21 protein-coding genes are annotated in these 23,149 nt (G+C 70.9%); 13 read left to right on the top strand and 8 right to left on the bottom strand.

Annotated elements, in window-relative coordinates; translation table 11 throughout:
- Positions 1 to 45: 45 nt before the first annotated feature.
- From H300_RS0113810 to H300_RS0113785, 6 genes are all read left to right on the top strand, one after another.
- The gene (locus H300_RS0113810) at positions 46 to 804 is read left to right on the top strand and encodes a response regulator transcription factor (protein WP_028427906.1); all 759 of its coding nucleotides are present in this window, start codon (positions 46 to 48) and stop codon (positions 802 to 804) included.
- A gap of 61 nt (positions 805 to 865) precedes the next feature.
- The gene (locus H300_RS26780) at positions 866 to 1,915 is read left to right on the top strand and encodes an ATP-binding protein (protein ID WP_037980313.1); all 1,050 of its coding nucleotides are present in this window, start codon (positions 866 to 868) and stop codon (positions 1,913 to 1,915) included.
- 271 nt (positions 1,916 to 2,186) lie between these two features.
- Positions 2,187 to 6,068 carry a multifunctional oxoglutarate decarboxylase/oxoglutarate dehydrogenase thiamine pyrophosphate-binding subunit/dihydrolipoyllysine-residue succinyltransferase subunit gene (locus H300_RS0113800; RefSeq protein WP_028427905.1) on the top strand — a complete coding sequence of 1,294 codons (3,882 nt, stop codon included), beginning with the start codon at positions 2,187 to 2,189 and terminating at the stop codon, positions 6,066 to 6,068.
- A gap of 161 nt (positions 6,069 to 6,229) precedes the next feature.
- Positions 6,230 to 6,409 carry a DUF6104 family protein gene (locus tag H300_RS0113795; RefSeq protein ID WP_028427904.1) on the top strand — a complete coding sequence of 60 codons (180 nt, stop codon included), beginning with the start codon at positions 6,230 to 6,232 and terminating at the stop codon, positions 6,407 to 6,409.
- A 145-nt stretch (positions 6,410 to 6,554) separates the two neighbouring features.
- Positions 6,555 to 7,445 carry a hypothetical protein gene (locus H300_RS0113790; protein ID WP_037980242.1) on the top strand — a complete coding sequence of 297 codons (891 nt, stop codon included), beginning with the start codon at positions 6,555 to 6,557 and terminating at the stop codon, positions 7,443 to 7,445.
- A gap of 1 nt (position 7,446) precedes the next feature.
- Positions 7,447 to 8,592, top strand: coding sequence for a PadR family transcriptional regulator (locus H300_RS0113785; RefSeq protein WP_028427902.1), 1,146 nt, complete (start codon positions 7,447 to 7,449; stop codon positions 8,590 to 8,592).
- Positions 8,593 to 8,685: 93 nt separating this feature from the next.
- On the opposite strand, the gene H300_RS0113780 is transcribed toward H300_RS0113785, so the two are convergent.
- The 4 genes from H300_RS0113780 to H300_RS0113765 all read right to left on the bottom strand — a co-directional run bounded on the left by H300_RS0113780 (position 8,686) and on the right by H300_RS0113765 (position 12,557).
- The gene (locus H300_RS0113780; protein WP_028427901.1) at positions 8,686 to 9,648 is read right to left on the bottom strand and encodes a zinc-binding dehydrogenase; all 963 of its coding nucleotides are present in this window, start codon (positions 9,646 to 9,648) and stop codon (positions 8,686 to 8,688) included.
- A 118-nt stretch (positions 9,649 to 9,766) separates the two neighbouring features.
- Positions 9,767 to 10,528 carry an amino acid ABC transporter ATP-binding protein gene (locus H300_RS0113775; protein ID WP_028427900.1) on the bottom strand — a complete coding sequence of 254 codons (762 nt, stop codon included), beginning with the start codon at positions 10,526 to 10,528 and terminating at the stop codon, positions 9,767 to 9,769.
- Positions 10,525 to 11,517 (bottom strand): amino acid ABC transporter permease, encoded by a 993-nt coding sequence (locus H300_RS26775; RefSeq protein ID WP_078515974.1) that lies wholly within the window; start codon positions 11,515 to 11,517, stop codon positions 10,525 to 10,527. The genes H300_RS0113775 and H300_RS26775 overlap by 4 nt, the downstream gene beginning before the upstream one ends.
- 92 nt (positions 11,518 to 11,609) lie before the next feature.
- On the bottom strand, positions 11,610 to 12,557 hold the full coding sequence (locus H300_RS0113765; protein ID WP_028427899.1) for an ABC transporter substrate-binding protein: 948 nt from the start codon (positions 12,555 to 12,557) through the stop codon (positions 11,610 to 11,612).
- A gap of 554 nt (positions 12,558 to 13,111) precedes the next feature.
- Between H300_RS0113765 and H300_RS0113760 the strand changes: the two genes are divergently transcribed.
- Positions 13,112 to 14,308 (top strand): NAD(P)-dependent malic enzyme, encoded by a 1,197-nt coding sequence (locus H300_RS0113760; protein ID WP_028427898.1) that lies wholly within the window; start codon positions 13,112 to 13,114, stop codon positions 14,306 to 14,308.
- 73 nt (positions 14,309 to 14,381) lie between these two features.
- On the opposite strand, the gene H300_RS0113755 is transcribed toward H300_RS0113760, so the two are convergent.
- Complete coding sequence (locus H300_RS0113755) at positions 14,382 to 15,176, bottom strand: class I SAM-dependent methyltransferase (protein ID WP_051270027.1); 795 nt, start codon at positions 15,174 to 15,176, stop codon at positions 14,382 to 14,384.
- A gap of 99 nt (positions 15,177 to 15,275) precedes the next feature.
- On the opposite strand from H300_RS0113755, the gene H300_RS0113750 reads away from it, so the two are divergent.
- Positions 15,276 to 15,887, top strand: coding sequence for a CGNR zinc finger domain-containing protein (locus tag H300_RS0113750; RefSeq protein WP_028427896.1), 612 nt, complete (start codon positions 15,276 to 15,278; stop codon positions 15,885 to 15,887).
- Here H300_RS0113750 and sodX read toward each other — a convergent pair.
- Positions 15,809 to 16,195 carry a nickel-type superoxide dismutase maturation protease gene (sodX, locus tag H300_RS0113745; RefSeq protein WP_028427895.1) on the bottom strand — a complete coding sequence of 129 codons (387 nt, stop codon included), beginning with the start codon at positions 16,193 to 16,195 and terminating at the stop codon, positions 15,809 to 15,811. The two genes, H300_RS0113750 and sodX, sit on opposite strands and share 79 nt — an antisense overlap.
- A 140-nt stretch (positions 16,196 to 16,335) precedes the next feature.
- Here sodX and sodN point away from each other — a divergent pair, with 140 nt between their 5' ends.
- On the top strand, positions 16,336 to 16,731 hold the full coding sequence (gene sodN, locus H300_RS0113740) for a superoxide dismutase, Ni (RefSeq protein WP_028427894.1): 396 nt from the start codon (positions 16,336 to 16,338) through the stop codon (positions 16,729 to 16,731).
- 7 nt (positions 16,732 to 16,738) lie between these two features.
- Here the strand turns inward: sodN and H300_RS0113735 are convergent, their stop codons facing one another.
- Complete coding sequence (locus H300_RS0113735) at positions 16,739 to 17,893, bottom strand: site-specific integrase (protein ID WP_028427893.1); 1,155 nt, start codon at positions 17,891 to 17,893, stop codon at positions 16,739 to 16,741.
- Positions 17,894 to 17,914: 21 nt separating this feature from the next.
- Positions 17,915 to 18,418, bottom strand: coding sequence for a helix-turn-helix domain-containing protein (locus H300_RS0113730; RefSeq protein ID WP_028427892.1), 504 nt, complete (start codon positions 18,416 to 18,418; stop codon positions 17,915 to 17,917).
- A gap of 118 nt (positions 18,419 to 18,536) precedes the next feature.
- On the opposite strand from H300_RS0113730, the gene H300_RS0113725 reads away from it, so the two are divergent.
- From H300_RS0113725 to H300_RS26770, 4 genes are all read left to right on the top strand, one after another.
- Entirely contained in the window at positions 18,537 to 18,731 is a 195-nt protein-coding gene (locus H300_RS0113725) for a helix-turn-helix domain-containing protein (RefSeq protein ID WP_028427891.1), read from the top strand.
- A gap of 444 nt (positions 18,732 to 19,175) precedes the next feature.
- Positions 19,176 to 20,534 carry a DUF3631 domain-containing protein gene (locus H300_RS0113715; protein ID WP_078515982.1) on the top strand — a complete coding sequence of 453 codons (1,359 nt, stop codon included), beginning with the start codon at positions 19,176 to 19,178 and terminating at the stop codon, positions 20,532 to 20,534.
- A 189-nt stretch (positions 20,535 to 20,723) separates the two neighbouring features.
- Entirely contained in the window at positions 20,724 to 21,422 is a 699-nt protein-coding gene (locus tag H300_RS32385; protein ID WP_028427889.1) for a hypothetical protein, read from the top strand.
- Positions 21,412 to 23,127 carry a relaxase/mobilization nuclease domain-containing protein gene (locus H300_RS26770; protein WP_051270026.1) on the top strand — a complete coding sequence of 572 codons (1,716 nt, stop codon included), beginning with the start codon at positions 21,412 to 21,414 and terminating at the stop codon, positions 23,125 to 23,127. The genes H300_RS32385 and H300_RS26770 overlap by 11 nt, the downstream gene beginning before the upstream one ends.
- The last annotated feature ends 22 nt before the right edge of the window (positions 23,128 to 23,149 follow it).

Here is a 23,149-nt window from a genome sequence, read left to right as displayed (position 1 = left end):
CTACGCTGCTGCCAGTCAATGGCGTGGATGGCACAGGGCGGGCGTATGGAGCACAGGAGCACGGCGCGGACCCACAACGGCGCGGGATCGGCGACCCCGGGTGCGCAGCGGCGGATCCTGGTGGTCGAGGACGACCCCACCATCGTCGAGGCCCTCGCCGCCCGGCTGCGGGCGGAGGGTTTCGTGGTGCAGACCGCCGGGGACGGCCCCGCGGCCGTCCAGGCGGCGGAGAGCTGGCATCCGGAGCTGCTGGTGCTGGACGTGATGCTGCCCGGCTTCGACGGGCTGGAGGTCTGCCGCCGGGTGCAGGCCAGGCGGCCGGTGCCGGTGCTGATGCTGACCGCGCGCGACGACGAGACGGACATGCTGGTCGGGCTCGGGGTCGGGGCGGACGACTACATGACGAAGCCCTTCTCCATGCGCGAGGTGGTGGCCCGGGTGCACGTGCTGCTGCGCCGGGTGGAGCGGGCCGCGATGGCCGCCGCCTCACCGGAGGCGGGCTCGCTGCGGTTCGGCGAGCTGGAGGTGGACCACGCGCAGCGGCGGGTGCGGGTCGCCGGCCAGGACGTGCATCTGACGCCGACCGAGTTCGACCTGCTGGTGTGCCTGGCGAACTCGCCGCGGGCGGTGCTCTCCCGCGAGCAGTTGCTGGCGGAGGTGTGGGACTGGGCGGACGCCTCCGGGACCCGCACGGTGGACAGCCACATCAAGGCACTCCGGCGGAAGATCGGCGCCGAGCGCATCCGCACCGTGCACGGGGTGGGCTACGCACTGGAGACGCCGGCCACCGCCGACGGCGGGTGAGGGCGGCGTGACCTCCGGGGCGGGCCGCGGGCCGGGGCCGTGGTGGAGGTTCGCGGTACGGCTGCGGAAGCGGGCCTGGGACGGTCTGCGGCCGATCGACCCGTACCGTTCGGTGAAGGCGGCCCTGGGGGCGCTGGTGATCGCCTCGGTGGGCATCACCACCTTCCTGATCCTCGTGGCGTTCCACTCGGCGATCGAGTTGCAGCTGATCGCGGTGTTCGCGGTGATCTCCTCGCTGCTGGTGACCCAGTTCGTGGCACACGGCCTGGTGGCGCCGCTGGACGAGCTGACGGACGCGGCGCGCGGGATGGCCGCCGGCGACTACACCCGCCGGGTGCGTTTCGACCGCCGGGACGAGCTGGGCGAGCTGGGGTCGACCTTCAATCGGATGGCGGCGGACCTGGAGGCGGTGGAGCGGCACCGCAAGGAGCTGGTCGCGAACGTCTCGCACGAGCTGCGGACGCCCATCGCGGCCCTGAGGGCGGTGATGGAGAACGTCGTGGACGGCGTGTCGGAGCCGGACCCGGAGACGATGCGCACCGCGCTGCGGCAGACGGAGCGGCTGAGCGGGCTGGTCGCGCACCTGCTGGACCTCTCGCGCCTGGACCACGGCGCGGTACCGCTGCACGCGCAGCGGTTCGAGGTGTGGCCGTATCTGGCCAACGTCCTCAAGGAGGCGAACATCAGCAAGGGGCCGGGGCACAGCCGTACGGACGTCCATCTGCACCTGGACGTGTCGCCGCCCGAGCTGACCGCCCACGCGGACGTGGAGCGGCTGCACCAGGTGGTGGCGAACCTGATCGACAACGCGGTGAAGCACAGCCCTCCGCACGGCCGGGTCACCCTGCGGGCGCGGGGCGGCGGCGGTGCGGAATCGTTGGTGCTGGAGGTGCAGGACGAGGGTCCCGGGATACCGGAGGGTGACCGGGCGCGGGTGTTCGAGCGGTTCAGCCGGACGGCGGACTCCGCCCAGGACGGCGGAACCGGTCTGGGGCTCGCGATCGCCAGCTGGGCGGTGGAACTGCACGGCGGGCGGATCGGGATGGCCGAATCGACTCAAGGCTGCCACATGCGTGTCACTCTTCCGGGGCTGGGAAGAGTGACCGATTGACGTAGGGTCGAAGGTGCAGGCCACCGGTCCGTCGGGTGACAGCCCGATGAACTGGGAACGACTGCGGCACCCGGTCGCCGCAGTCGCGCTGCCGCGAACCCGGACGGCGCGGAACCTGGGTTGTTTCCCGCCAAACTGTGTGCTGAAACACCCGCTTGGATGTGACTTGCGCGACGACAAGCGGGTGCGGACTGCAATGAACGGCTTGGGGGGCGTAGCCTTTATTCCCGCTGTCCACCACCATGTGAAGCGGAAGAGGGCGGTTGCCGCCGTGTCGTCACAGTCCCCGAACACCTCGAGCGTCTCTGCAGACCAGGACGGCCAAGGGAGCACTCCCGCGGCCGGCTTCGGACCCAATGAGTGGCTCGTCGACGAGATCTACCAGCAGTACCTCCAGGACCCGAACTCGGTAGACCGGGCCTGGTGGGATTTCTTCGCCGACTACAAGCCCGGGGAGACAACGAGCGCCGCGCCGCCGATGCCCGCCGCGGAGTCGACGGGTTCCCCCGGGCGGGCTGCGCCGCGAACCGGCACGGCCGCGCCGGAGGCGCCCGCGGAGTCCGGCGCCGAGGCTGTTCCGCGGTCCCTCGCCGAGCAGCCGGAGGCCGGCAAGCCCGCCGCAGCGCCGGCGAAGCCGCAGCCCAAGCCCGCCGCGAAGGCCGCTCCGAAGCCGGAGCCCGCCCCGCAGACCGCGCCCGCCAAGGCCAAGCCGAAGCCGGCGCAGGCCGAGGCGCCCGCGAAGCAGACGGACGCGGAAGCCACGGACGCGGGGCCGGAGTACGTGGCGCTGCGCGGCCCGGGTGCCGCGGTGGCCAAGAACATGAACGCCTCGCTGGAGCTGCCCACCGCCACCTCGGTGCGCGCGGTCCCGGTGAAGCTGCTGTTCGACAACCGCATCGTCATCAACAACCACCTCAAGCGCGCCCGCGGCGGCAAGGTCTCCTTCACGCACCTCATCGGCTACGCCATGGTGCAGGCGCTGAAGGCCATGCCGACGATGAACCACTCGTTCACGGAGAAGGACGGCAAGCCGACGCTGGTCAAGCCGGACCACGTGAACCTGGGCCTGGCGATCGACCTGGTGAAGTCCAACGGTGACCGGCAGCTCGTCGTCGCGGCGATCAAGAAAGCCGAGACCCTCAGCTTCTTCGAGTTCTGGCAGGCCTACGAGGACATCGTCCGGCGGGCCCGCAACGGCAAGCTGACGATGGACGACTTCTCCGGTGTCACCGCCTCGCTCACCAACCCGGGCGGGATCGGCACCGTGCACTCGGTGCCGCGGCTGATGCCCGGCCAGGGCCTGATCGTCGGCGTCGGCGCGATGGAGTACCCGGCGGAGTTCCAGGGCACCTCGCAGGACACCCTGAACAAGCTCGGCATCGCCAAGGTCATGACGCTGACCAGCACCTACGACCACCGGGTCATCCAGGGCGCGGCGTCCGGCGAGTTCCTGCGCCGGATGCACCAGCTCCTGCTCGGCGCGAACGGCTTCTACGACGAGATCTTCGAAGCCCTGCGCATCCCCTACGAGCCGGTGCGCTGGAACCAGGACATCGACGTCAGCCACGACGACGAGGTCACCAAGGCCGCCCGGGTCTTCGACCTGATCCACTCCTACCGGGTCCGCGGCCACGTCATGGCCGACACGGACCCGCTGGAGTACAAGCAGCGCAAGCACCCCGACCTGGACATCGCCTCGCACGGCCTCACCCTGTGGGACCTGGAGCGGGAGTTCGCGGTCGGCGGCTTCGCCGGCAAGTCGATGCTGAAGCTGCGGGACATCCTCGGCGTGCTGCGCGACTCGTACTGCCGCACCACCGGCATCGAGTACATGCACATCCAGGACCCCAAGCAGCGTCGCTGGATCCAGGACCGGGTGGAGCGTCCGCACTCCAACCCGGAGCGCGAGGAGCAGCTGCGCATCCTGCGCCGGCTGAACTCCGCCGAGGCCTTCGAAACCTTCCTGCAGACGAAGTACGTCGGCCAGAAGCGCTTCTCGCTGGAGGGCAGCGAGTCGGTGATCCCGCTGCTGGACGCGGTCATCGACTCCGCCGCCGAGTCCCGGCTGGACGAGGTCGTCATCGGGATGGCGCACCGCGGCCGGCTGAACGTGCTGGCCAACATCGTCGGCAAGTCGTACGCGCAGATCTTCCGGGAGTTCGAGGGCAACCTCGACCCGAAGTCGATGCACGGCTCCGGCGACGTGAAGTACCACCTGGGCGCCGAGGGCACCTTCACCGGGCTGGACGGCGAGCAGATCAAGGTCTCGCTCACCGCCAACCCCTCGCACCTGGAGGCCGTCGACCCGGTCGTCGAGGGCGTGGCGCGGGCGAAGCAGGACATCATCGGCAAGGGCGGCACCGACTTCACGGTGCTCCCGCTCCAGTTGCACGGCGACGCGGCGTTCGCGGGCCAGGGCGTGGTGGCGGAGACGCTGAACATGTCCCAGCTGCGCGGCTACCGCACCGGCGGCACCGTGCACATCGTGATCAACAACCAGGTCGGGTTCACGGCGGCCCCCGAGTCGGCGCGCTCGTCGATGTACTCCACCGACGTGGCGCGGATGATCGAGGCCCCGATCTTCCACGTCAACGGCGACGACCCCGAAGCCGTGGTGCGTGTCGCCCGGCTGGCCTTCGAGTTCCGCCAGGCGTTCAACAAGGACGTCGTGATCGACCTCGTCTGCTACCGCCGCCGCGGCCACAACGAGACGGACAACCCGTCCTTCACCCAGCCCCGGATGTACAACCTGATCGACAAGAAGCGCTCGGTGCGCAAGCTCTACACCGAGTCGCTGATCGGTCGCGGTGACATCACCATGGAGGAGGCGGAGCAGGCGCTCCAGGACTTCCAGGGGCAGCTGGAGAAGGTGTTCACCGAGGTCCGCGAGGTGACGGTCGCCCCGACACCCGCCGAGGTGCCGGCCCCGACCGCGGAGTTCCCGGTCGCCCTGGACACCGCGGTGAGCCAGGAGGTCGTCAAGCGGATCGCCGAGTCGCAGGTGAACATCCCCGACCGGATCACCGTGCACCCGCGTCTGCTGCCGCAGTTGCAGCGCCGGGCCGCGATGATCGAGGACGGCACCATCGACTGGGGCATGGGCGAGACCCTCGCGGTCGGCTCGCTGCTGATGGAGGGCACCCCGGTGCGGCTCGCCGGCCAGGACTCCCGGCGCGGCACCTTCGGGCAGCGGCACGCGGTGCTCATCGACCAGGACACCGGCAACGACTACACCCCGCTGCTGTACCTCTCCGACGACCAGGCCCGCTACAACGTCTACGACTCGCTGCTCAGCGAGTACGCGGCGATGGGCTTCGAGTACGGCTACTCGCTGGCCCGCCCCGAGGCGCTGGTGATGTGGGAGGCGCAGTTCGGCGACTTCGTCAACGGTGCGCAGACGGTCGTGGACGAGTTCATCTCCTCCGCCGAGCAGAAGTGGGACCAGACCTCCGGGGTCACCCTGCTCCTGCCGCACGGCTACGAGGGCCAGGGCCCGGACCACTCCTCGGCCCGGATCGAGCGCTTCCTCCAGCTGTGCGCGCAGAACAGCATGACCGTGGCCGCGCCGTCGCTGCCGTCGAACTACTTCCACCTGCTGCGCTGGCAGGTGCACAACCCGCACCACAAGCCGCTGATCGTCTTCACCCCGAAGTCGATGCTCCGGCTCAAGGCCGCGGCGTCCACGGTGGACGAGTTCACCACCGGCGGCTTCCGGCCGGTCATCGGCGACGCGCTCGTCGAGTCCGGCGAGGTGGAGCCCTCGCAGATCCGCAAGGTGGTCTTCTGCTCCGGCAAGGTCTACTACGACTTGGACGCCGAGCGGGTCAAGCGCGGGCTCAAGGACACCGCGATCGTCCGGCTGGAGCGGCTCTACCCGCTGCCCAGCAAGGAGATCCAGGCCGAGATGGCCAAGTACGGCGGTGCCGAGAAGTTCGTCTGGGCCCAGGAGGAGCCGGCGAACCAGGGCGCGTGGCCGTTCATCGCCCTGAACCTGGTGGACCACCTGGACCTGATCATCGGTTCGGAGCCGGTGCCGAACGCGGACCGGCTGCGCCGGGTCTCGCGTCCGTCGTCCTCCTCGCCGGCGGTCGGTTCGGCCAAGCGCCACCAGGCCGAGCAGCAGGGGCTGATCAGCGAGGTCTTCGACCTCTGACCGCCCCGACCCGACGCACGTGACCCGACGTGACGTCCTGACGGCCCCGGGCCCCCGCCGGAACCCTCTTCCGGCGGGGGCCCGACGCCGTCCCCGGCGGGCGAGCCAGGGGCCGGACTTATCCTGAGCGGCACCGAACGAGACCCCCGACGGAGTGCACCGTGTATTTCACCGACCGCGGTATCGAGGAACTGGAGAACCGGCGCGGAGAGGAGGAGGTGTCCCTCGCCTGGCTGGCCGAGCAGTTGCGCGCCTTCGTGGACCTCAACCCCGACTTCGAGGTGCCGGTGGAGCGGCTGGCGACCTGGCTGGCCCGCCTGGAGGACGAGGACGAGGAGTGAACCGCCGGGCCGGTGCCGCGGCACCGGCCCGGAACGGCCGTCCCGGGCTCTTTGACGGACCCCACTCGCGATGTATCGTGTTCAGGGAACGCGATACACAGTGTCGTGCGCCCAGCGGGGGCGCGCGAACGATCGGGAGGCCGTTGTGCCCAACAGGTCCGAATGGCCCGTCGGGGAGCCGCAGGAACTCGACTTCGACCCCGTCACCCACCTGGAGGTCCGGGTGGTGAGCGGCACGGTCAACATCGTCGGCACCGATCCCGCCGCCGGCACCGGCGCCCGGCTGGAGGTGACCGCGATCAAGGGGCCGCCGCTGCGGGTCACCCTGGCGGACGGCGCTCTCACCGTGGCCTACGAGGACCTCGGGTGGCAGGGCTTCCGGGAGTGGCTGGACCACGGCCGGCCGTCTCGCAGCGTCGACCTCACCCTCGCCGTCCCGGCGGGCACCGAGGTGGCGGTCGGCTCGGTCGCCGCGGCGACGGTGGTCTCCGGCGTCGAGGGCGGCACCCGGGTACGCGGGGTCACCGGCGACACCACCCTCGTCGGCCTCGCCGGCCCGGTGCGGACGGACACCGTCTCGGGCAGCGTGGAGGCCCAGGGCGTCACCGGGACGCTCCGCTTCACCTCCGTCTCCGGCGATCTGACGGTCGTCGACGGCGGCCCGGCGGTCAGCGGCAACTCGGTCAGCGGCAGCATGGTCGTCGACCTCGCGGCACCGGACGCGTCGTCCCCCGCCGGACCGCCCACCGCTCTCACCCTGAACAGCGTCTCGGGGGACCTCGCGGTCCGGATCCCCGAACCCGCCGACACGACCGTCGAGGTCAACACCACCGGCGGGGCGGTGTCCTGCGCCTTCGACGGCCTCCGGCGCCACCGCCGGTGGGGCGCCAACCGCCTCACCGGCAGCCTCGGACCGGGCAGCGGCAGCCTGCGGGCCACCACCGTCTCCGGAGCGGTCGCCCTGCTGCGCAGGCCTCCGGCACCGGACGGGACCACCGCCCCGGCCGAAGCCACTTCGCTGCGTAAGGACGTCTGACATGCCTCCGGTCTTCGCCCACGGCCGCCTGCGGCTGTACCTTCTCACCCTCCTCGACGAGGCACCGCGCCACGGATACGAGGTGATCAGGCTCCTGGAGGAGCGTTTCCAGGGTCTGTACGCGCCCTCCGCCGGCACCGTCTACCCGCGGCTGGCGAAGCTCGCCGCCGAGGGGCTGGTCGACCACACCACCGAGGGCGGCCGCAAGGTCTACTCGATCACCGAGGAGGGCCGCGCGGAGCTCGCCCGTCGCCAGGAGGAACTGACCGCGCTGGAGCAGGAGATCCACCGGTCGCTGGCCGCCCTCGCCACCGAGATCCGGGAGAACGTCCGGGGCTCCGCCGACGAGTTGCGCAAGGAGATGCGCGAGGAGATGCGCGAGACCGCCCAGCGCGCCGACGACGGCTCCTCCGGGCCCGCGGACGGCTGCGGCACCGGGGAGGAGCACGCCCGCCCCGGAACGGGCTGGGGCGGTCCCGGCTGGGAAGGCGTCCCGTGGGGCGACCGGGACTCCTGGCGCAAGGCCAAGGAGGAGATGCGCCGGGCGAAGCAGCAGTGGCGGGAGCAGGCCCAGCACGCCAGGGACGAGAGCCGCCGCGCCGAGCAGGCCAGGAAGGACGCCGCACGGGCGCAGGAGCGTGCACAGCGCGAGGCGCAGGAGGCGGCCCAGGAAGAAGTGCGGCGCATCGCGCGGCAGGTGCAGGAACAGGTCCAGTCCCGCGCCCAGGCGGGCGACTGGCAGGGAGCGGTGCGCGAGGGCATGGCCGAACTCGCCAAGGAGATGGGCACCCTCGGACGACTCACCGGCCAGGCCGGCGTCTGGCCGCCGCACTTCCGGCCCGCCCCTCCCTCCGCGACCGAGGACGGCGCCGAGGGCGCCGCGCGGACCGGAGCGACGGACACCGGGGCCGCGCACGACGACCCGGCCGCAGCGGCGTCCGAGGTGCCCGCGTGGGCCGCCGAGCCCGCCGAGGAGCCGCAGGACGGGGCACGGGAGCTGGAGCGGCTGCTCGACCGGTTCCGGGACGACCTCCGGGACGCGGCGCGGGACGGCGGCGTCACCCGGGAGCAGTTGCGGGAGGTCCGCACCCTGCTGGGCACGGCCGCCGCGCGGGCCGGTGCCGTGCTGCGCCCGCCGCACGGCTGACGCGCCGGGTGCCGCGTCCCCGGGCGGCCGCCTCCGGCCGGGCCGCCCGGGGACGCGGCTGACTCGGTCCCGGCCCGGCTCAGGCCGTCCGGCTCAGACGGTGAGGACGACCTTGCCGAAGAGGCTTCCCCCGGCCATCCGCGCGAAGCCCTCGCGCGCCCGGTCGAGCGGCAGTGTGGAGTCGATGACCGGCCGGACACCCTTGGCCGCGCACAGGCTCAGCAGTCCGGCCAGCTCCTCCTTCGTCCCCATGGTCGCGCCGACCACGTTGAGTTCCAGGAAGAAGATCCGGTTCAACTCGGTGGCCGGAGGGTTCGGACCGCTGGTGGCTCCGGAGAGCACCAGGGTCCCGCCCGGCTTGAGCGACTTCAGCGAGTGCGACCAGGTGGCGGCGCCCACCGTCTCGACGACCGCGTCCACCCGGTGCGGAAGCCGCTCCCCGCTCTCGAACACGCCCTCGGCGCCCAGTTCCCGCGCCCGCGCCCGCTTGGCCGCGTCCCGGCTGGTCGCGAAGACGCGCAGGCCGGCCGCCGCGCCCAGCACGATCGCCGCGGTGGCGACGCCGCCACCCGCACCCTGCACCAGCACGCTGTCCCCCGGCCGCACGCCGGCCTTGGTGAACAGCATCCGGTAGGCGGTGAGCCAGGCGGTGGGCAGGCAGGCGGCCTCCGCGAAGGACAGCTCGGGGGGCTTGGGGAGCACGTTCCACTGCGGCACGGCCACCCGCTCGGCGAAGGTGCCCTGGTACTTCTCGGTGAGGATCGACGGACGCTCGCGCGGGCCGACGCCGTGGCCGGTCTGCCCGACGACGGAGTAGAGCACCACCTCGTTGCCGTCGGCGTCCACTCCGGCCGCGTCGCAGCCCAGGATCATCGGCAGCGACTCCTCGCCCAGGCCGATGCCGCGCAGCGACCACAGGTCGTGGTGGTTCAGCGAGGCGGCCCTGACGTCCACCGTCATCCAGCCGGGCGGTACGTCCGGCTCCGGCCGTTCCCCCAGCTCCAGTCCGTTCAGCGGCTCTTCCCGGTCGATGCGGGCGGCGTAGGCAGCAAACATGATCCTCAAGCTACGCCGCCCGTCCGCCGGGGGGAACCGCGCCGCGCTGTGACACGCGCCGCGGTTACCCGCCGGTATCCGCTCGGCCCGCGAACGCCCCCGCACCGGGCGAGGGGCGCTAGAGCACCTTGGAGAGGAAGCCCCGGGTGCGCTCGTGCTGCGGGTTGCCCAGCACCTCGCGCGGGCTCCCCGACTCGACGACCACGCCGTCGTCCATGAAGACGAGGGAGTCGCCGACCTCGCGGGCGAAGCCCATCTCGTGGGTGACGACGATCATCGTCATCCCGGACTCCGCGAGGTCCCGCATCACGTCCAGCACCTCGCCCACCAGCTCGGGGTCGAGTGCGGAGGTCGGCTCGTCGAAGAGCATCAGCTTGGGCTCCATGGCCAGCGCCCGGGCGATCGCCACCCGCTGCTGCTGGCCGCCGGAGAGCTGGGCGGGGTAGCTGTTCTTCTTGCCCCCCAGCCCGACCCGGTCGAGCAGCTTCGCCGCGCGCTCCCTGGCCGCCGAGCGCGCCTCGCGCTTGACCTGGACCGGCGCCTCCATGACGTTCTCGACCGCGGTCATGTGGGGGAAGAGGTTGAAGCGCTGGAACACCATGCCGATGTCCTTGCGCTGCTCGGCGACCTCACGGTCCTTCAGCTCGTAGAGCCGGTCGCCCTTCTCCCGGTAGCCGACCAGACGGCCGTCCACCGAGAGCCGGCCCGCGTTGATCTGCTCCAGGTGGTTGATGCACCGCAGGAAGGTCGACTTGCCCGAGCCGGACGGTCCGACCAGGCAGAACACCTCGCGCGGCGCCACCTCCAGGTCGATGCCCTTCAGCACCTCGACGTGGCCGAAGGACTTGTGGACGGCCTCCGCCTTCACCATGGGGGTCATACGACCTTCCCTCCGACCTTGCTCGGGTTGCGCAGCGAGAGCACCTGCGCCCGGATCTTCTGGAGCGGCGTCGGCGGCAGGTTCCGGGACGCACCGCGGGCGAAGTGCCGCTCCAGGTAGTACTGGCCGATGCTGAACACCGTGGTGAGGATCAGATACCAGATGGTCGCCACCAGCAGCAGCTCCATGACGGCCAGGTTTCTGGAGTAGATGGTCACCGAGGCGTTCATCAGCTCCCCGAAGGTGATCGCGTACGCCAGCGACGAGGTCTTGAGCATGTTGATGAACTCGTTGCCGGTCGGCGGGATGATCACCCGCATGGCCTGCGGCAGCACGATACGGCGCATCGTGCGGGAGCTGGACATGCCCAGCGCGTGCGCCGCCTCGGTCTGCCCCTCGTCGACCGACTGGATGCCGGCCCGGCTGATCTCCGCCATGTAGGCGGCCTCGTTCAGCCCGAGGCCGAGCAGCGCCGCCAGGAACGGCGTCATCACGTCCGTCATCTCGTCCCGGTAGAACCCGAGGTTCAGGATCGGGAAGAGGTAGGCGAGGTTGTACCAGAGGAAGAGCTGCACCAGCACCGGCGTACCGCGGAAGAACCAGATGTAGCCCCAGGAGACGGTGCTGAGCACCGGGTTCCTCGACAGCCGCATCACCGCCAGCACCGTGCCGAGGGCCACACCGATGACCATGGACAGCAGGGTGATCCACAGGGTGTTGGCGGCGCCCTTCAGGATCGTCTCGAAGGTGAGGTACTCACCCACGGTCCCCCAGGTGAAGTCGCCGTTGACGAAGGCGAGTACGAGCACGGCGAGGAGGGCGAGGACCACCGCGGCACCCGCCCACCGCCCGTAGTGCCGGACCGGGATCGCCTTGATGGCCTCGGGCGGGAGCTTCCCGCCGCCAGCCGCCCCCTTGCGGAGGGAGGCCGGCAGCGGGACCCGGTCCTCGGGCGCGTGGCTGTCGCGAGGGTCGCGGGGATCGGACACGGAGAACTACCTTTGCTGAGGGGAGGCGGGCCCGGCGTTGCGGTCGCTGCACGACCGGGACTGCTCCGGCCGGTTTCGGGTACCGGTCCGCGTCAGGTGCCGGCGTTGACGGTGGCCTCCTCGACGGCCCCGTCCTCGGAGTTCCACTTTGCCAGCACCTTCTCGTACTCGCCGTTGTCGATGATCGCCTGGAGCGCGGCCTGGAGCGCGTCCCGCAGTTCGGTGTTCTCCTTGTTCACCGCGATCCCGTACGGCGCGGCGTCGATCTGCTCGCCGACGACCTCGAAGTCCCCGCCGCCGCCCGCGGTCTTCGCGTTGTACGCCGCCACCGGGTAGTCGTTGATGTCGGCGACCGCGCGGCCCTGCTTGAGCTGGGTCAGCGCGTCGGAGTCCTTGTCGAAGGGGAGTACCTCGATCGGCTCGTCGCACTCCTCGTTCTGCGCCTTGGCCAGGTCCTCGTTGGCGGTCCCCCGCTGGAGCGCGATCGTCCGGCCGCAGAGGTCGTCCAGGCCCTGGAGGTCCTCCGGGTTGCCCTTCTGGACCAGGATCGCCGAGCCGGCCTGGAAGTAGTTGACGAAGTCCGCGCCGTCACCGACCTTCTTGCCGTCGTCGCGTCCCTCCTGGCGGTCCTTGGTGTCGGTCATCGCCGACATGATGATGTCGTGGCGGCCGGAGTTCATGCCCAGGACGAGGCCGTCGAAGGTGCCGTTCTCGAACGCGAACTCCACGCCGAGCTGCTCGCCCATGGCGTCGGCGATGTCCGGGTCGATGCCCGCGACCTCGTTGTTCTCGTCCATGAACTCGACCGGCGCGTAGGCGATGTCCGAGCCCACCTTGATGACGCCGGCGTCCTGGATCTTCTTCGGCAGCTGGTCGAAGAGCGGCGCGTCGGAGCTCGCCGACTCCTTCGTGTCCTCGTCGCCCCCGCCGTCGGTCTGGTCGCCACAGGCGGTCAACAGCAGCGCGCCCGCGACCGCCACGGTTCCGGCTGCGCCCAGCCGGCGACGAGCAGACGGACGGCGGGTGGTACGTGCGGTCATGGTGGGTCCTCCTGCGGATGCGGGGCCGGCCGGTGGGTCAAGCACGCGCCTTCGAGTGTCGCGACCCTGTGTAATGGGGGAATCCTGCCATCCGGACACCCCTTCTCAGGGCGTCAACGATGTCAAAATCGGATAACGGAGAACGCTGAACGAACATCCGGCGACCGAAGAGCGCCGTTCGGCACCCCGCTTGCGGCGGCTGCGAGAGCTTGGTCGCCCTGCCTTCGCGGCCTGTCGCCCGGCCTGCCCCCGGCCCGGCGCCCGGGAGCGGCGCACCGGCGATCCGCGCGGCCCGGCCCGGGTGCCCGGACGCGCCTGCCGGCCTGCCGTCGCACGAGGTGGCGAAAGCGACTCGTACGCGGCGGCCACCATCCGGTACAAAGGTCAGTTACACCCCTCACCCGGGGACACAGGGCGCGTGTGCGGCGCGCCCGGCGTTCGAACCTGCCCCTGCCGGTGGCCATCCGCCGGCAGACCAGCGAACGCGGTGCCCGCCCGCTCCGCAACCAGGCAGCGGTAACCCTCGGCATACACACGAATAAGGGGTCAAAAAAGTGGCAGCGGAGATCGTCAATCCGCAGAGCGAACTGGACGAGGAGGCCCTGGATCCGGCCTTCGCCCTCCACCGGGGCGGCAAGATGGCGGTCCGTTCGACCGTCCCCGTCCGGAACGAGGAAGACCTGTCCCTGGCCTACACGCCAGGGGTGGCCAAGGTGTGCAGCGCGATCGCGGACCGGCCGGAGCTGGTCCATGACTACACCTGGAAGTCGCAGGTGGTCGCCGTCGTGACGGACGGCAGCGCGGTCCTCGGCCTGGGCGACATCGGCCCGGAGGCCTCCCTCCCGGTGATGGAGGGCAAGGCCATCCTCTTCAAGCAGTTCGGCGGGGTGGACGCCGTCCCGATCGCACTGAGCACCCAGGACACCGACGAGATCGTCGAGACCGTGGTCCGGATGGCGCCGTCCTTCGGCGGCATCAACCTGGAGGACATCTCCGCCCCGCGCTGCTTCGAGATCGAGCGCAGGCTCCAGGAGCGGCTCGACATCCCGATCTTCCACGACGACCAGCACGGCACCGCCGTGGTCACGCTGGCCGCGCTGCGCAACGCCGCCCTGCTCTCCGGGCGGTCGCTCGGCGAGCTGCGCGCGGTGATCTCCGGGGCGGGGGCGGCCGGCGTGGCGATCGCCCGGATCCTGGTCGAGGCCGGCATCGGGGACGTGGCGGTCGGCGACCGCAAGGGCATCGTCTCCGCGGACCGCGGGGACCTCACCGACGTCAAGCGCCAGCTGGCCGGATTCACCAACAAGACGGGGCTCAGCGGCTCGCTGGAGTCCGCGATGGACGGGGCGGACGTGTTCATCGGCGTCAGCGGCGGCACCGTGGCCGACGCGGCGGTCTCGCGGATGGCTCCCGGCGCGTTCGTCTTCGCCATGGCCAACCCGACGCCGGAGATCGACCCCGAGGTGGCGCGCAAGCACGCCGCGGTGGTCGCCACCGGCCGGAGCGACTACCCGAACCAGATCAACAACGTGCTGGCCTTCCCCGGCATCTTCGCCGGCGCGCTCCAGGTCAGGGCCTCGCGGATCACCGAGGGGATGAAGATCGCCGCCGCCGAGGCGCTGGCCGCCGTGGTGGCCGACGAGCTGAGCGCGGACAAGGTGATCCCCTCGCCGTTCGACGAGCGGGTCGCCCCCGCGGTGACCGCCGCGGTGGCCGCCGCGGCCCGCGCCGAGGGCGTCGCCCGGCGCTGACCGCCTCGTGGCGCCGCCCAGCGCGGAGGGCGGCGCCACGGGCCGCGCGTTCCGGCCGGCAAACAGGGCGCGTTCAGCGCAGCCCGAGGACCATCGCGTCCTGCGGGGAGGCCCAGATCGCGCGGGCCTCGGCGAAGCCGGCCTCCCGCAGCGACCGCACGTGCCACCCGACCGGCTGGGTCTGCCCGTCGCTGTGGTCACCCCGGGCCGGGTCGCCGAAGATGCGGTAGCGCTCGGTGACCGCGTCGGCCATCACCGGGTCGGCGGCGAGCTGCTGCCACCAGTCGACCCAGTCCTGGGTACCCGCGGCCTTCTCCCGGCTGCGGCGCTCCTTGTCGAAGGCGTGCAGCGCCTCGTCGATCCGCGGCGTTCCGGCGTCGGGCATGTGGTCGGCGTTGAGGAAGACCCCGCCCTCCCCGAGCACCCCGGCGAGTCGGCCGTGCAGTTCCCCGTGCTCCTCGGTGCGCAGCCAGTGCAGGGCCGTCGCGGTGAGCACGGCGTCGTAGGAACGGTGCGGCAGCGACTCCGTCCAGCGCGCGTCGCGCAGGTCGGCGGAGACGAACTCCGCCCGCCGGTCCTCGGCGAAGTACCCGCGCGCGATGGTCAGCAGCGCCGGGTCGAGGTCGACACCGGTGGTGCGCGCACCCGGGAAGCGGGTCAGGACCCGGTCGGAGATGCTGCCGGTGCCGCAGGCCAGGTCGAGCACCCGGGGCTCGTCGCCGACCAGGGCCTCGACGGTGTCGAGCATGACGCGGAACCGCTCCTCGCGGTCGGGCAGGTACCACTCCTGCTGCCGGTCCCAGCTCCGCTGGAGGCTGCGGAAGTGCCCCCCGGCTGCCCCGTCCGTCCGTCGCACGGCCTCGGTCATCACGCTCTCCCCTTGTACGCCAGTAATAGACTCGTTTCGAAAACGACCCTTACCTCTCTTTCGCGACCGAGCCTAGCCCCGGGCACGTAAGGATCACAAGTGGAACTGACCTATTACGCAGATTTCGCCGTCCGCCTGGTCAACACCGAGCAGCCCGCCCGCTCCCAGGACGCGCTGACCACCGTCGACGCCGTCCGGGAACTCTTCGGTGAGAGCAGGCAGGCCGCGAGGAAGGCGGGCGAGTCCGACGTGGCGCGGCTGCGTGCGGTCCGCACCCGACTGCGCGCCGTCTTCGTCGCCGCGGCCGAGGGCGACGAGGTACGGGCGGTCGACCTGCTGAACGCTCTGCTGATGGAGTACCCCGCGAGTCCGCAGATCGCCGGCCACGAGTTCCGCGACGACGTGGGCAACCCGAAGTGGCACATGCACCTCGCCGAGTCCCCGGCCAACGCCGGAGCCGGCTACGCGGCCATCGCCTGCATGGGGCTCGCCTTCAGCCTGACCGACCTCGGCGTCGAGCGCCTGGGCGTCTGCGAGTCCGGCTCCTGCCGCAACGCCTACCTGGACACCTCGACGAACCGCTCCCGGCGCTACTGCTCGGACCGGTGCGCGACCCGGGCCAACGTCGCCGCCTACCGGGCACGCAAACGGCGCGGCAGCATCCGTACCGCCCCCAGCGCCCAGCGCAGCACCGCAACCGGCGAGGACTGAAGCTCCCGTGGGGGGCGCAGCCGCAGCGCCGCTCTGGCCATCACCAGCTCGTCGGGCACGGCCCCGAACTCGCGGCTGTCGTTGCCCGCGTACGGGTTGTCGCCCCGCACCCACCAGCCGTCCGCCCCGTGCCGCACCGCCCGCTTCACGATCAGCAGGTCGCGCTGGAACGGGTGGCGCACCACCACGACATGCCCGGCACGCACCGGCACGTCGTACCGGAGGAGCAGCCGGTCCCCGGGGCGCAGCGTCGGCAGCATCGACGGGTTGTACACCTCGGCCAGCCCGAACCTGCCCAGCACCCGCACCGGCCCTCCGAGTCTCCCGCGGCGCCCGAGCCGAAACGGCCTCGGACTTTGGTCCTCATCACCCGGGCCCGTCCACGAAATGCGGGCCCGCAAGGAGTAATGTCGCACGTGAGAAGACGATCACGAGGAAGGACTGCACTATGCTTTCCCGCCTGTTCGCCCCGAAGGTGGAGGTCAGCGCGCACTGCGACCTTCCCTGCGGTGTCTACGACCCGGCACAGGCCCGTATCGAGGCCGAGTCGGTCAAGGCCGTCCAGGAGAAGTACCAGGCCAACGAGGACCCGCAGTTCCGCGCCCGCGCCATCGTCATCAAGGAGCAGCGCGCGGAGCTGGCCAAGCACCACGTCTCGGTGCTGTGGAGCGACTACTTCAAGCCGCCGCACTTCGAGAAGTACCCGGAGCTGCACCAGCTGGTCAACGACACGCTGAAGGCCCTCTCGGCGGCCAAGGGCTCCTCCGACCCGGCCACCGGGCAGAAGGCGCTCGACCACATCGCTCGCATCGACGAGATCTTCTGGGAGACCAAGAAGGGTTGATCTTCGATCAAGCCTTTTGACCTGCGATTTCCTTGATCGTTTGGTCATCCTGTCCGCACCCGGTCCGCAGGCCGCCGAGCACGGCGTCCATGACGGATCGGGTGCGGTCTTCTTCGCCCGGCCACAGGTGCGCGTAGATCCGCAGCGTGATGACAGCGGACGCGTGGCCGAGTACGAGCTGCACCTGCTTGACGCTGGCTCCGCCGGCTATGAGCGCGGAGGCGTAGAAGTGCCGCAGGTCGTGGGTCACCATGTGCGGTAGCTCGACGGACTTGCGCCCCGCTCGCTCGGCCGCCTCGTCCTCCTCCGCTTGCAGCGTCCTGCGAGCGCAGTTCCACTCCGTCTTCCAGCGGGTGTACTTGAGCGGTTCACCCTCCTCCATGGTGAACAACCACTCCTTGGACGGACGCGCGGCGAGGTGCGCCAGGAGCGCGTCGGTGACGACCTCGCCGACGGGAACGGTGCGCCGGGACTTCGCTGTCTTGGGCGGGCCGATCTTCCGGGACTGCAGGCGCTGACGCTCGACGCGAAGACCGCCCGCCTTGAAGTCGACGTCCGACACCTTGAGTCCCAGCAGCTCGCCAACGCGCAACCCGGAGCCGGCGAGCGTCACGATGGCCGCCCGCAGGTACGGCGGCATGACGCGAGACATGGCCTCGACCTGATCGACCGTGGGCGGGGCGACCTCCTCTTCCGCCATGGGCGGGAGGGTGATCCGGCGGCACGGGCTGGCGGCTATGACCTTGTCCTCGACAGCCGCGGTCATGACGCGCACGAGGACGTCGTAGACGTTGCGCACGCTGCCGGGGCCGAGCTGTTCGGACAGGCTCTTGAAGAGCACCTGTATGTCGTTGCGACGTATCGCTGCCATGGCGCGGGAGCCCAGCGCCGGGACGAGGTGCAGCCTCAGCGCGTTGTCGGTGATGCGCTCGGCCGCCTCGCCTGCGATCAGCGACTCCTCCCACCGCCTCGCGTACTTCTCGAACGACGTCCGCCCGGCGCGTGGATCGACGTACTGGCCGGTGACGATGCTCGTCGTGACCTCATCGAGCCAGCGTTGGGCATCGAGCTTGCGGTCGAAGTGCCGGGCGTGCTCCTTGCCGTCGAGGTCTCGGTAGCGCGCCCGCCACCTGCCGTTGGGGCGCTTCTGAACGTTGGCCAAGTGACTTCGCCTCTGGCTCGGTTATCGGTAGTAGCCGCCGCCCTCGATGTCCTCGCTGAGGGCGCGGGCGTCGCGTTCATCGCCCATGAGGCGGAGGGCCTGCTCGTGGATGGCGCGAGCGCTGTCCGGGTGGGTCTGGATGTGGTCGGCGATGCCCGTGACGGCATGATGCAGGCGGTCCTGCGCCTCGCGCGCCTCGTAGAACGCCTCGACGGCCTCCTGTACGAGCCGTCGGCCGTCGACGTCGAGACCCTCCAGGGGCGGGGCCATCAACTCCTCGAGGGGCAACTCGAAGACACGCGCGAAGGCGAGGGCTTCATCGAGGTTGATGCGCCGACGAGGGGAGCCGTTCTCGATGCGCCAAATCGCCGTCTGGTTCATCTTCACGCCGGCCCCGGTCACTCGGTCCGCCAGCTCGGTCGTACTCCACCCCCTGACCTCACGCTCCAGGGCCACGCGCGCAGCCGCGTTCCCCTCGCTGTAGAGCAGCGGCACTTCGCCGCCGCCCGTCCTGTCGCCTGTCATCGGTCCTCCATCACGACACTCGCTATCCCAATTGAAACACACACTATCCGTTTTGGTTGACCGGCGATCGTCGTACTACTTATGCGGATCGAATCGCCACCTAGCCGAAACGGAACGTATGCGATACCTGACGACCTCCGAGGTAGCCGAGCGCTACCGCACCGCCGAGAGCACCGTCCGCTACTGGCGCCAGATCAAGAAGGGGCCGCGCGGCATCAAGGTCGGCAAGAGGGTGCTGTACCCCGAGGCCGAGCTGCTGCGCTACGAGCGCGCGCTGACCGAAGGCCGGGATGAGTGGGGCCTGGCGTCGTGACACGCCGACTGCGCCGGATACGGCAGCGGCCCCCGGCGAACAACCGCCGAGGGCCGAGGATCCCCCAACTCGTCGCCCATACCTGAACGTCAAGTCGGTGGAGCGGGCTCTAGCCCAGCCCGCTCCACCGGGAGAGGAACGTCTATGACGGACTCTACGTCCTCACATACTTCACGTGCATCGGACAGTCTGGCGTCACGGCTCAAGGACGCCTGGCCTCCGGTGGCGGTCCCCGGCCAGATGTCACTGCCAAGCGAATCTGACCGGGCTGGGGACCGTCCCGGGGGCCAGGCCGATCACGCCGGGACCGGTCCCCGAGAACAGGTCGGTCCCCACGTGCCAGGGGACGGGGACTGGTCCCCTGAGATGGCGGGGACCGAGGCCCTGTCCGCCGACCAGATATCCCCACCGCCCGGGGATGATGCGCAGGTCAGCGCGGTCAAGATGGACCCCGGGGACGGGGACGGTCCCCAGAGCGGGGACGCAGTCGGGGACCGGCTCCGCCGTGTAGTGGCAGGGGACCGTGGCGCAAAGGTCGGGGACCCTCCTACCGGGACTGCCCCGGGGACCGGCGGTGCAGCGCCGGCTGCTGGGGACCGGGAGACCGACGAAGGAGCGGGACTGCTGGATGACCTGCGGGCGGCAGTCGGCAAGTACGTCGTACTACCGAGCCCCGAAGCGCTGACGGCAGTGACGTTGTGGGTGGCGGCCTCCCACACCCAGCCCGCGCTGCAGCACGCGCCGCGTCTGGCGGTGGTGGGGCCGACCAAGGGCTGTGGCAAGTCGCGCGTCCTGGATGTGCTCCACGAGACCGTGCATCAGCCGATGATGACGGTGAACACCTCCCCCTCGGTGGTCTTCCGCGTCATCGGCAAGAAACCACCGACGCTACTGGTAGACGAGGCCGACACCATCTTCGGCCCCAAGGCGGGCGACAAGGAGGACCTGCGCGGCCTGCTCAACGCCGGACACCAGCGCAACCGGCCCGCCTGGCGGATCTCCGGCCCCGAACACAAGCCGACGGCGTTCCCGACCTTCGCGATGGCCGCGTTGGCCGGGATCGGCGACCTTCCCGACACGATCATGGACCGGGCGGTCGTCCTCCGTATGCAGAAGCGCAAGCCCGGCGAGCGGATCGCCCAGTTCCGCTCGCGGTACTCCGTGCCCGAACTGAACGCGCTGCGCGACCGGCTGACCGCCTGGCTGGGCCCGCTCCACCGCGCGGCCGCCGGTCTGGTGCCGAGCATGCCGGTCGAGGACCGCGCCGCAGACACGTGGGAGCCGCTGGTCATCGTCGCCGACCTGGCCGGCGGCCACTGGCCCGACAGCGCCCGCGCCGCCTGCCGGGCGATGACCGGGCACGAGGCCGTCCAGGACGAGCAGACGACCCTGAAGACGCGGCTGCTGCGCGACATCCGCCGTGTCTTCGAACAGGAGGACAACAGAGAGGCCCTGCGCACACAGGACCTGCTCGCCGCCCTCCTGGCGGACGCCGAATCGCCGTGGCCGGACTACGGCACCAAAGGGCTCAACGCCTACCACCTGTCGGCGCTGCTCAGGGACTTCGATATCCGCCCGGCCAACTACCGCTTCGAGCAGGGCCGCCAGGCCAAGGCGTACATGCGCAACCAATTCCTCGACGCCTGGGCCCGCTACTGCCCCGAACCCGCCCAGCCGACCCCCGCAGCAGGGCACGAGAACGCGCCCGCACCTCCCACCCAGGGCAAGCCGCCCTCCCCCCTCACCAGGTCACTGCCTGTCGGCCCGCCCGGCGCCGCCGCCGGCCCCACACGCACCCGCTGACCACTTCCCCCTGGGTCCGTATCAGTGCGTCGCATCCGTCCCGGTGCAGGTCAGCGCAGGGACGGACTTCCCGGCCGGGACGGAGTCATCCGTACCTGCGCACCCATCCGTACCTGTTCTGACCAGCCACGGGACGGATGCGACGGACGTGACGAAGTCCTGCCCCACACACACAGTCGGAGCACCACCATGCACGACAACAAAGCGGGCAACGCCCGCTCCCACCGCCGCAAGGGCTTGTTCGGCCTGGCCCGTCGAACAGCAGCAAGCTGGAGCGAACGAGCCTCTAACGAGGCTTCGTCCGCGCTTCCCCCCGCCCCAGGGGCGGCGGCGGAGGAGGAGGCCGGGCGCCAGGGGGCGCCCGAGCCGGGGGTAGGGGCGACCGCCGCACACGCGGCCGCCGCTGTCCCGTACGCCGAGCCACGCGTCGAGACGCAAGTACCGGTCGAGCAGCCTTCCTGGCGCGAACTGGACGACCCAGCGCTGCCCGCCCTGCTGAACCGCAAGCGCACCCGGGAGACGCGCGACCAGGTCAAGAACATCCGCTTCACCCCGACCGCGGTCCGCGTCATCGCCCAGGCGGCCGAGCAGCGTGGTCAGAAGTTCGCTGGGTTCGTCGGCGACGCCGCGCTCGCCGTCGCGCTCGGCAGGGGCCTCGTCGGCAGCCCGGAGGACGACCCTGTCCGCCCGCTCGTCGAGGCCATCGAGGAGCACACCGTGGCGTTGAACCGAGTAGGCCGCAACCTCAACCAGATCACCGGAGCCATCCACCGGGGCACAATCCCTGACCACGCTGAACTCGTACTCGACCGCGTCGACCAGGCCGCCGAGCACAGTTACCGGCTGATGGACCAGCTCCTGGCGGAAGGTCTCCCTCATGGTGCCTGACGTCTCCACCGGCTCCGACACCCGTGGCCTGATCACCTACCTCTTCGGCCCCGGCCGCCGCGACGAGCACACCAACCCGCACATCGTCGCCGCCTGGGACATGGCCGGCGCCCCCGACCCCGGCCGCAACCCGGACGCCACCTACACACAGCTCGCCAAGCGCCTCGACCACCACGTCGACCTCCGCACCCGCGAACTGGGCGGCAAGAAGCCACCCCAGCACGTCTGGCACTGCCCAGTCCGCACCGCACCCGGCGACCGCTACCTCACCGACACCGAGTGGGCCGAAGTCGCCCGCCGCATCGTTCACACCACCGGCATCGCCCCCGACGGCGACGAGAAGGCATGCCGGTGGATCGCCGTACGGCACGCCGACGACCACATCCACATCCTCGCCACCACCATCCGCGCCGACGGCCGCCGCCCCCGCACCCGCCGCGACGGCCAGCGAGCCCAAGCCGAATGCCGAGAAATCGAAGCCGAATACGGGCTGCGCCGCCTGAAACCCGGCGACCACACTGCACCACGCACCCCCACCGGCGCCGAACGCGCCAAAGCCCAGCGCCCGGGCCAGCAGGTCGCCGCCCGCCGGTGGCTGCGCGAACAGGCATACGCGGTCGCCGCCGCGGTAAGCACTGAAACCGACTACTTCACCGTGCTGCAGTCCCTGGGAATCAAGGTCAAGACCCGGCTCGGCCCCGAGACCGGCGAAGTGATCGGCTACAGCCTCGCCGCCCCTGGCGACACCAACGCAGCAGGCGAGCCCGTCCGGTACGGCGGCTCCAAGCTCGCCCCCGACCTGTCCATCAACCGCCTCCGCGAACGACTCCCCACTCAGGACATCGCCGACCGCACCACGCATGTGGCGGACTCCGCCCAACCGTGGCGCCACACCGCCACCGCACTGGACACAGCCCGCAAAGTCCTCAACTCCGGTGACGAGGCCACCGCCCAGGGATACCTCGCTGCATTCGGCGACACCCTCTACAACATCGCCACCGCCACCTCCAGCCCGCACCACGACGAACTACAGGCGGCAGCGACGGCATTCAACCGTGCCCGCCGCTCCAGCGTCCGCGCCGACCACCAGGCCGCCAACGCCCTTCGAAAAGCCGCCAAGGAACTCGCCTACGCCCCCAATGACCCGGGCGGGCTCGCCATTGCGGTGCTCTTCGCGACCCTGCACGTGGCCCGCGCCGCCGCCAAGTGGCACGAGCAACGCGGCCACCAGCAGCAGGCGGCGGCAGCCGAGGAATCCTTCCGCCACCTGCAGACGGGCTACCAGCAGGCGGCCGAGCCGGTCCTGTCAGACCTCGCCCGCCGCGCACCACGCGCCGCAACCGCCAACCGATTCGAGCAGGACCTTCGCGCGGCCCTGCCCGACGACGCCGACCGGGTCCTCGCCGATCCCGCATGGGCTGCCCTGACAACCATGCTCGCCCGCGCCGAGGCGGCCGGCCACAACCCCCGGCGCCTCCTCACCGAGGTCGGCGCCCAGCGGGAACTCGACAGCGCCGAGCGCCCCGCCGAGGTCCTGACCTGGCGCATCACCGCTCAACCGAACAGGCGTGTTCAGGCTGCGCGCAGGCGAAGCGCAGTCAACAGTGCTTCCACTCCGGCGTCCGTGCCACACTCCGGACCAGCCGTGGCTCATCCCGAACGAGCCCGAGGCCACACGCGTGGCGGCTCGGGCTCAGCTCGGTGACGACGCGCCGGGCGCCGTGGGC

The organism is Streptomyces sp. TAA040 (assembly GCF_000424845.1).
The sequence above is the reverse complement of the archived record's forward strand: the minus strand, read 5'-3'. Positions and strand labels throughout refer to the sequence as shown.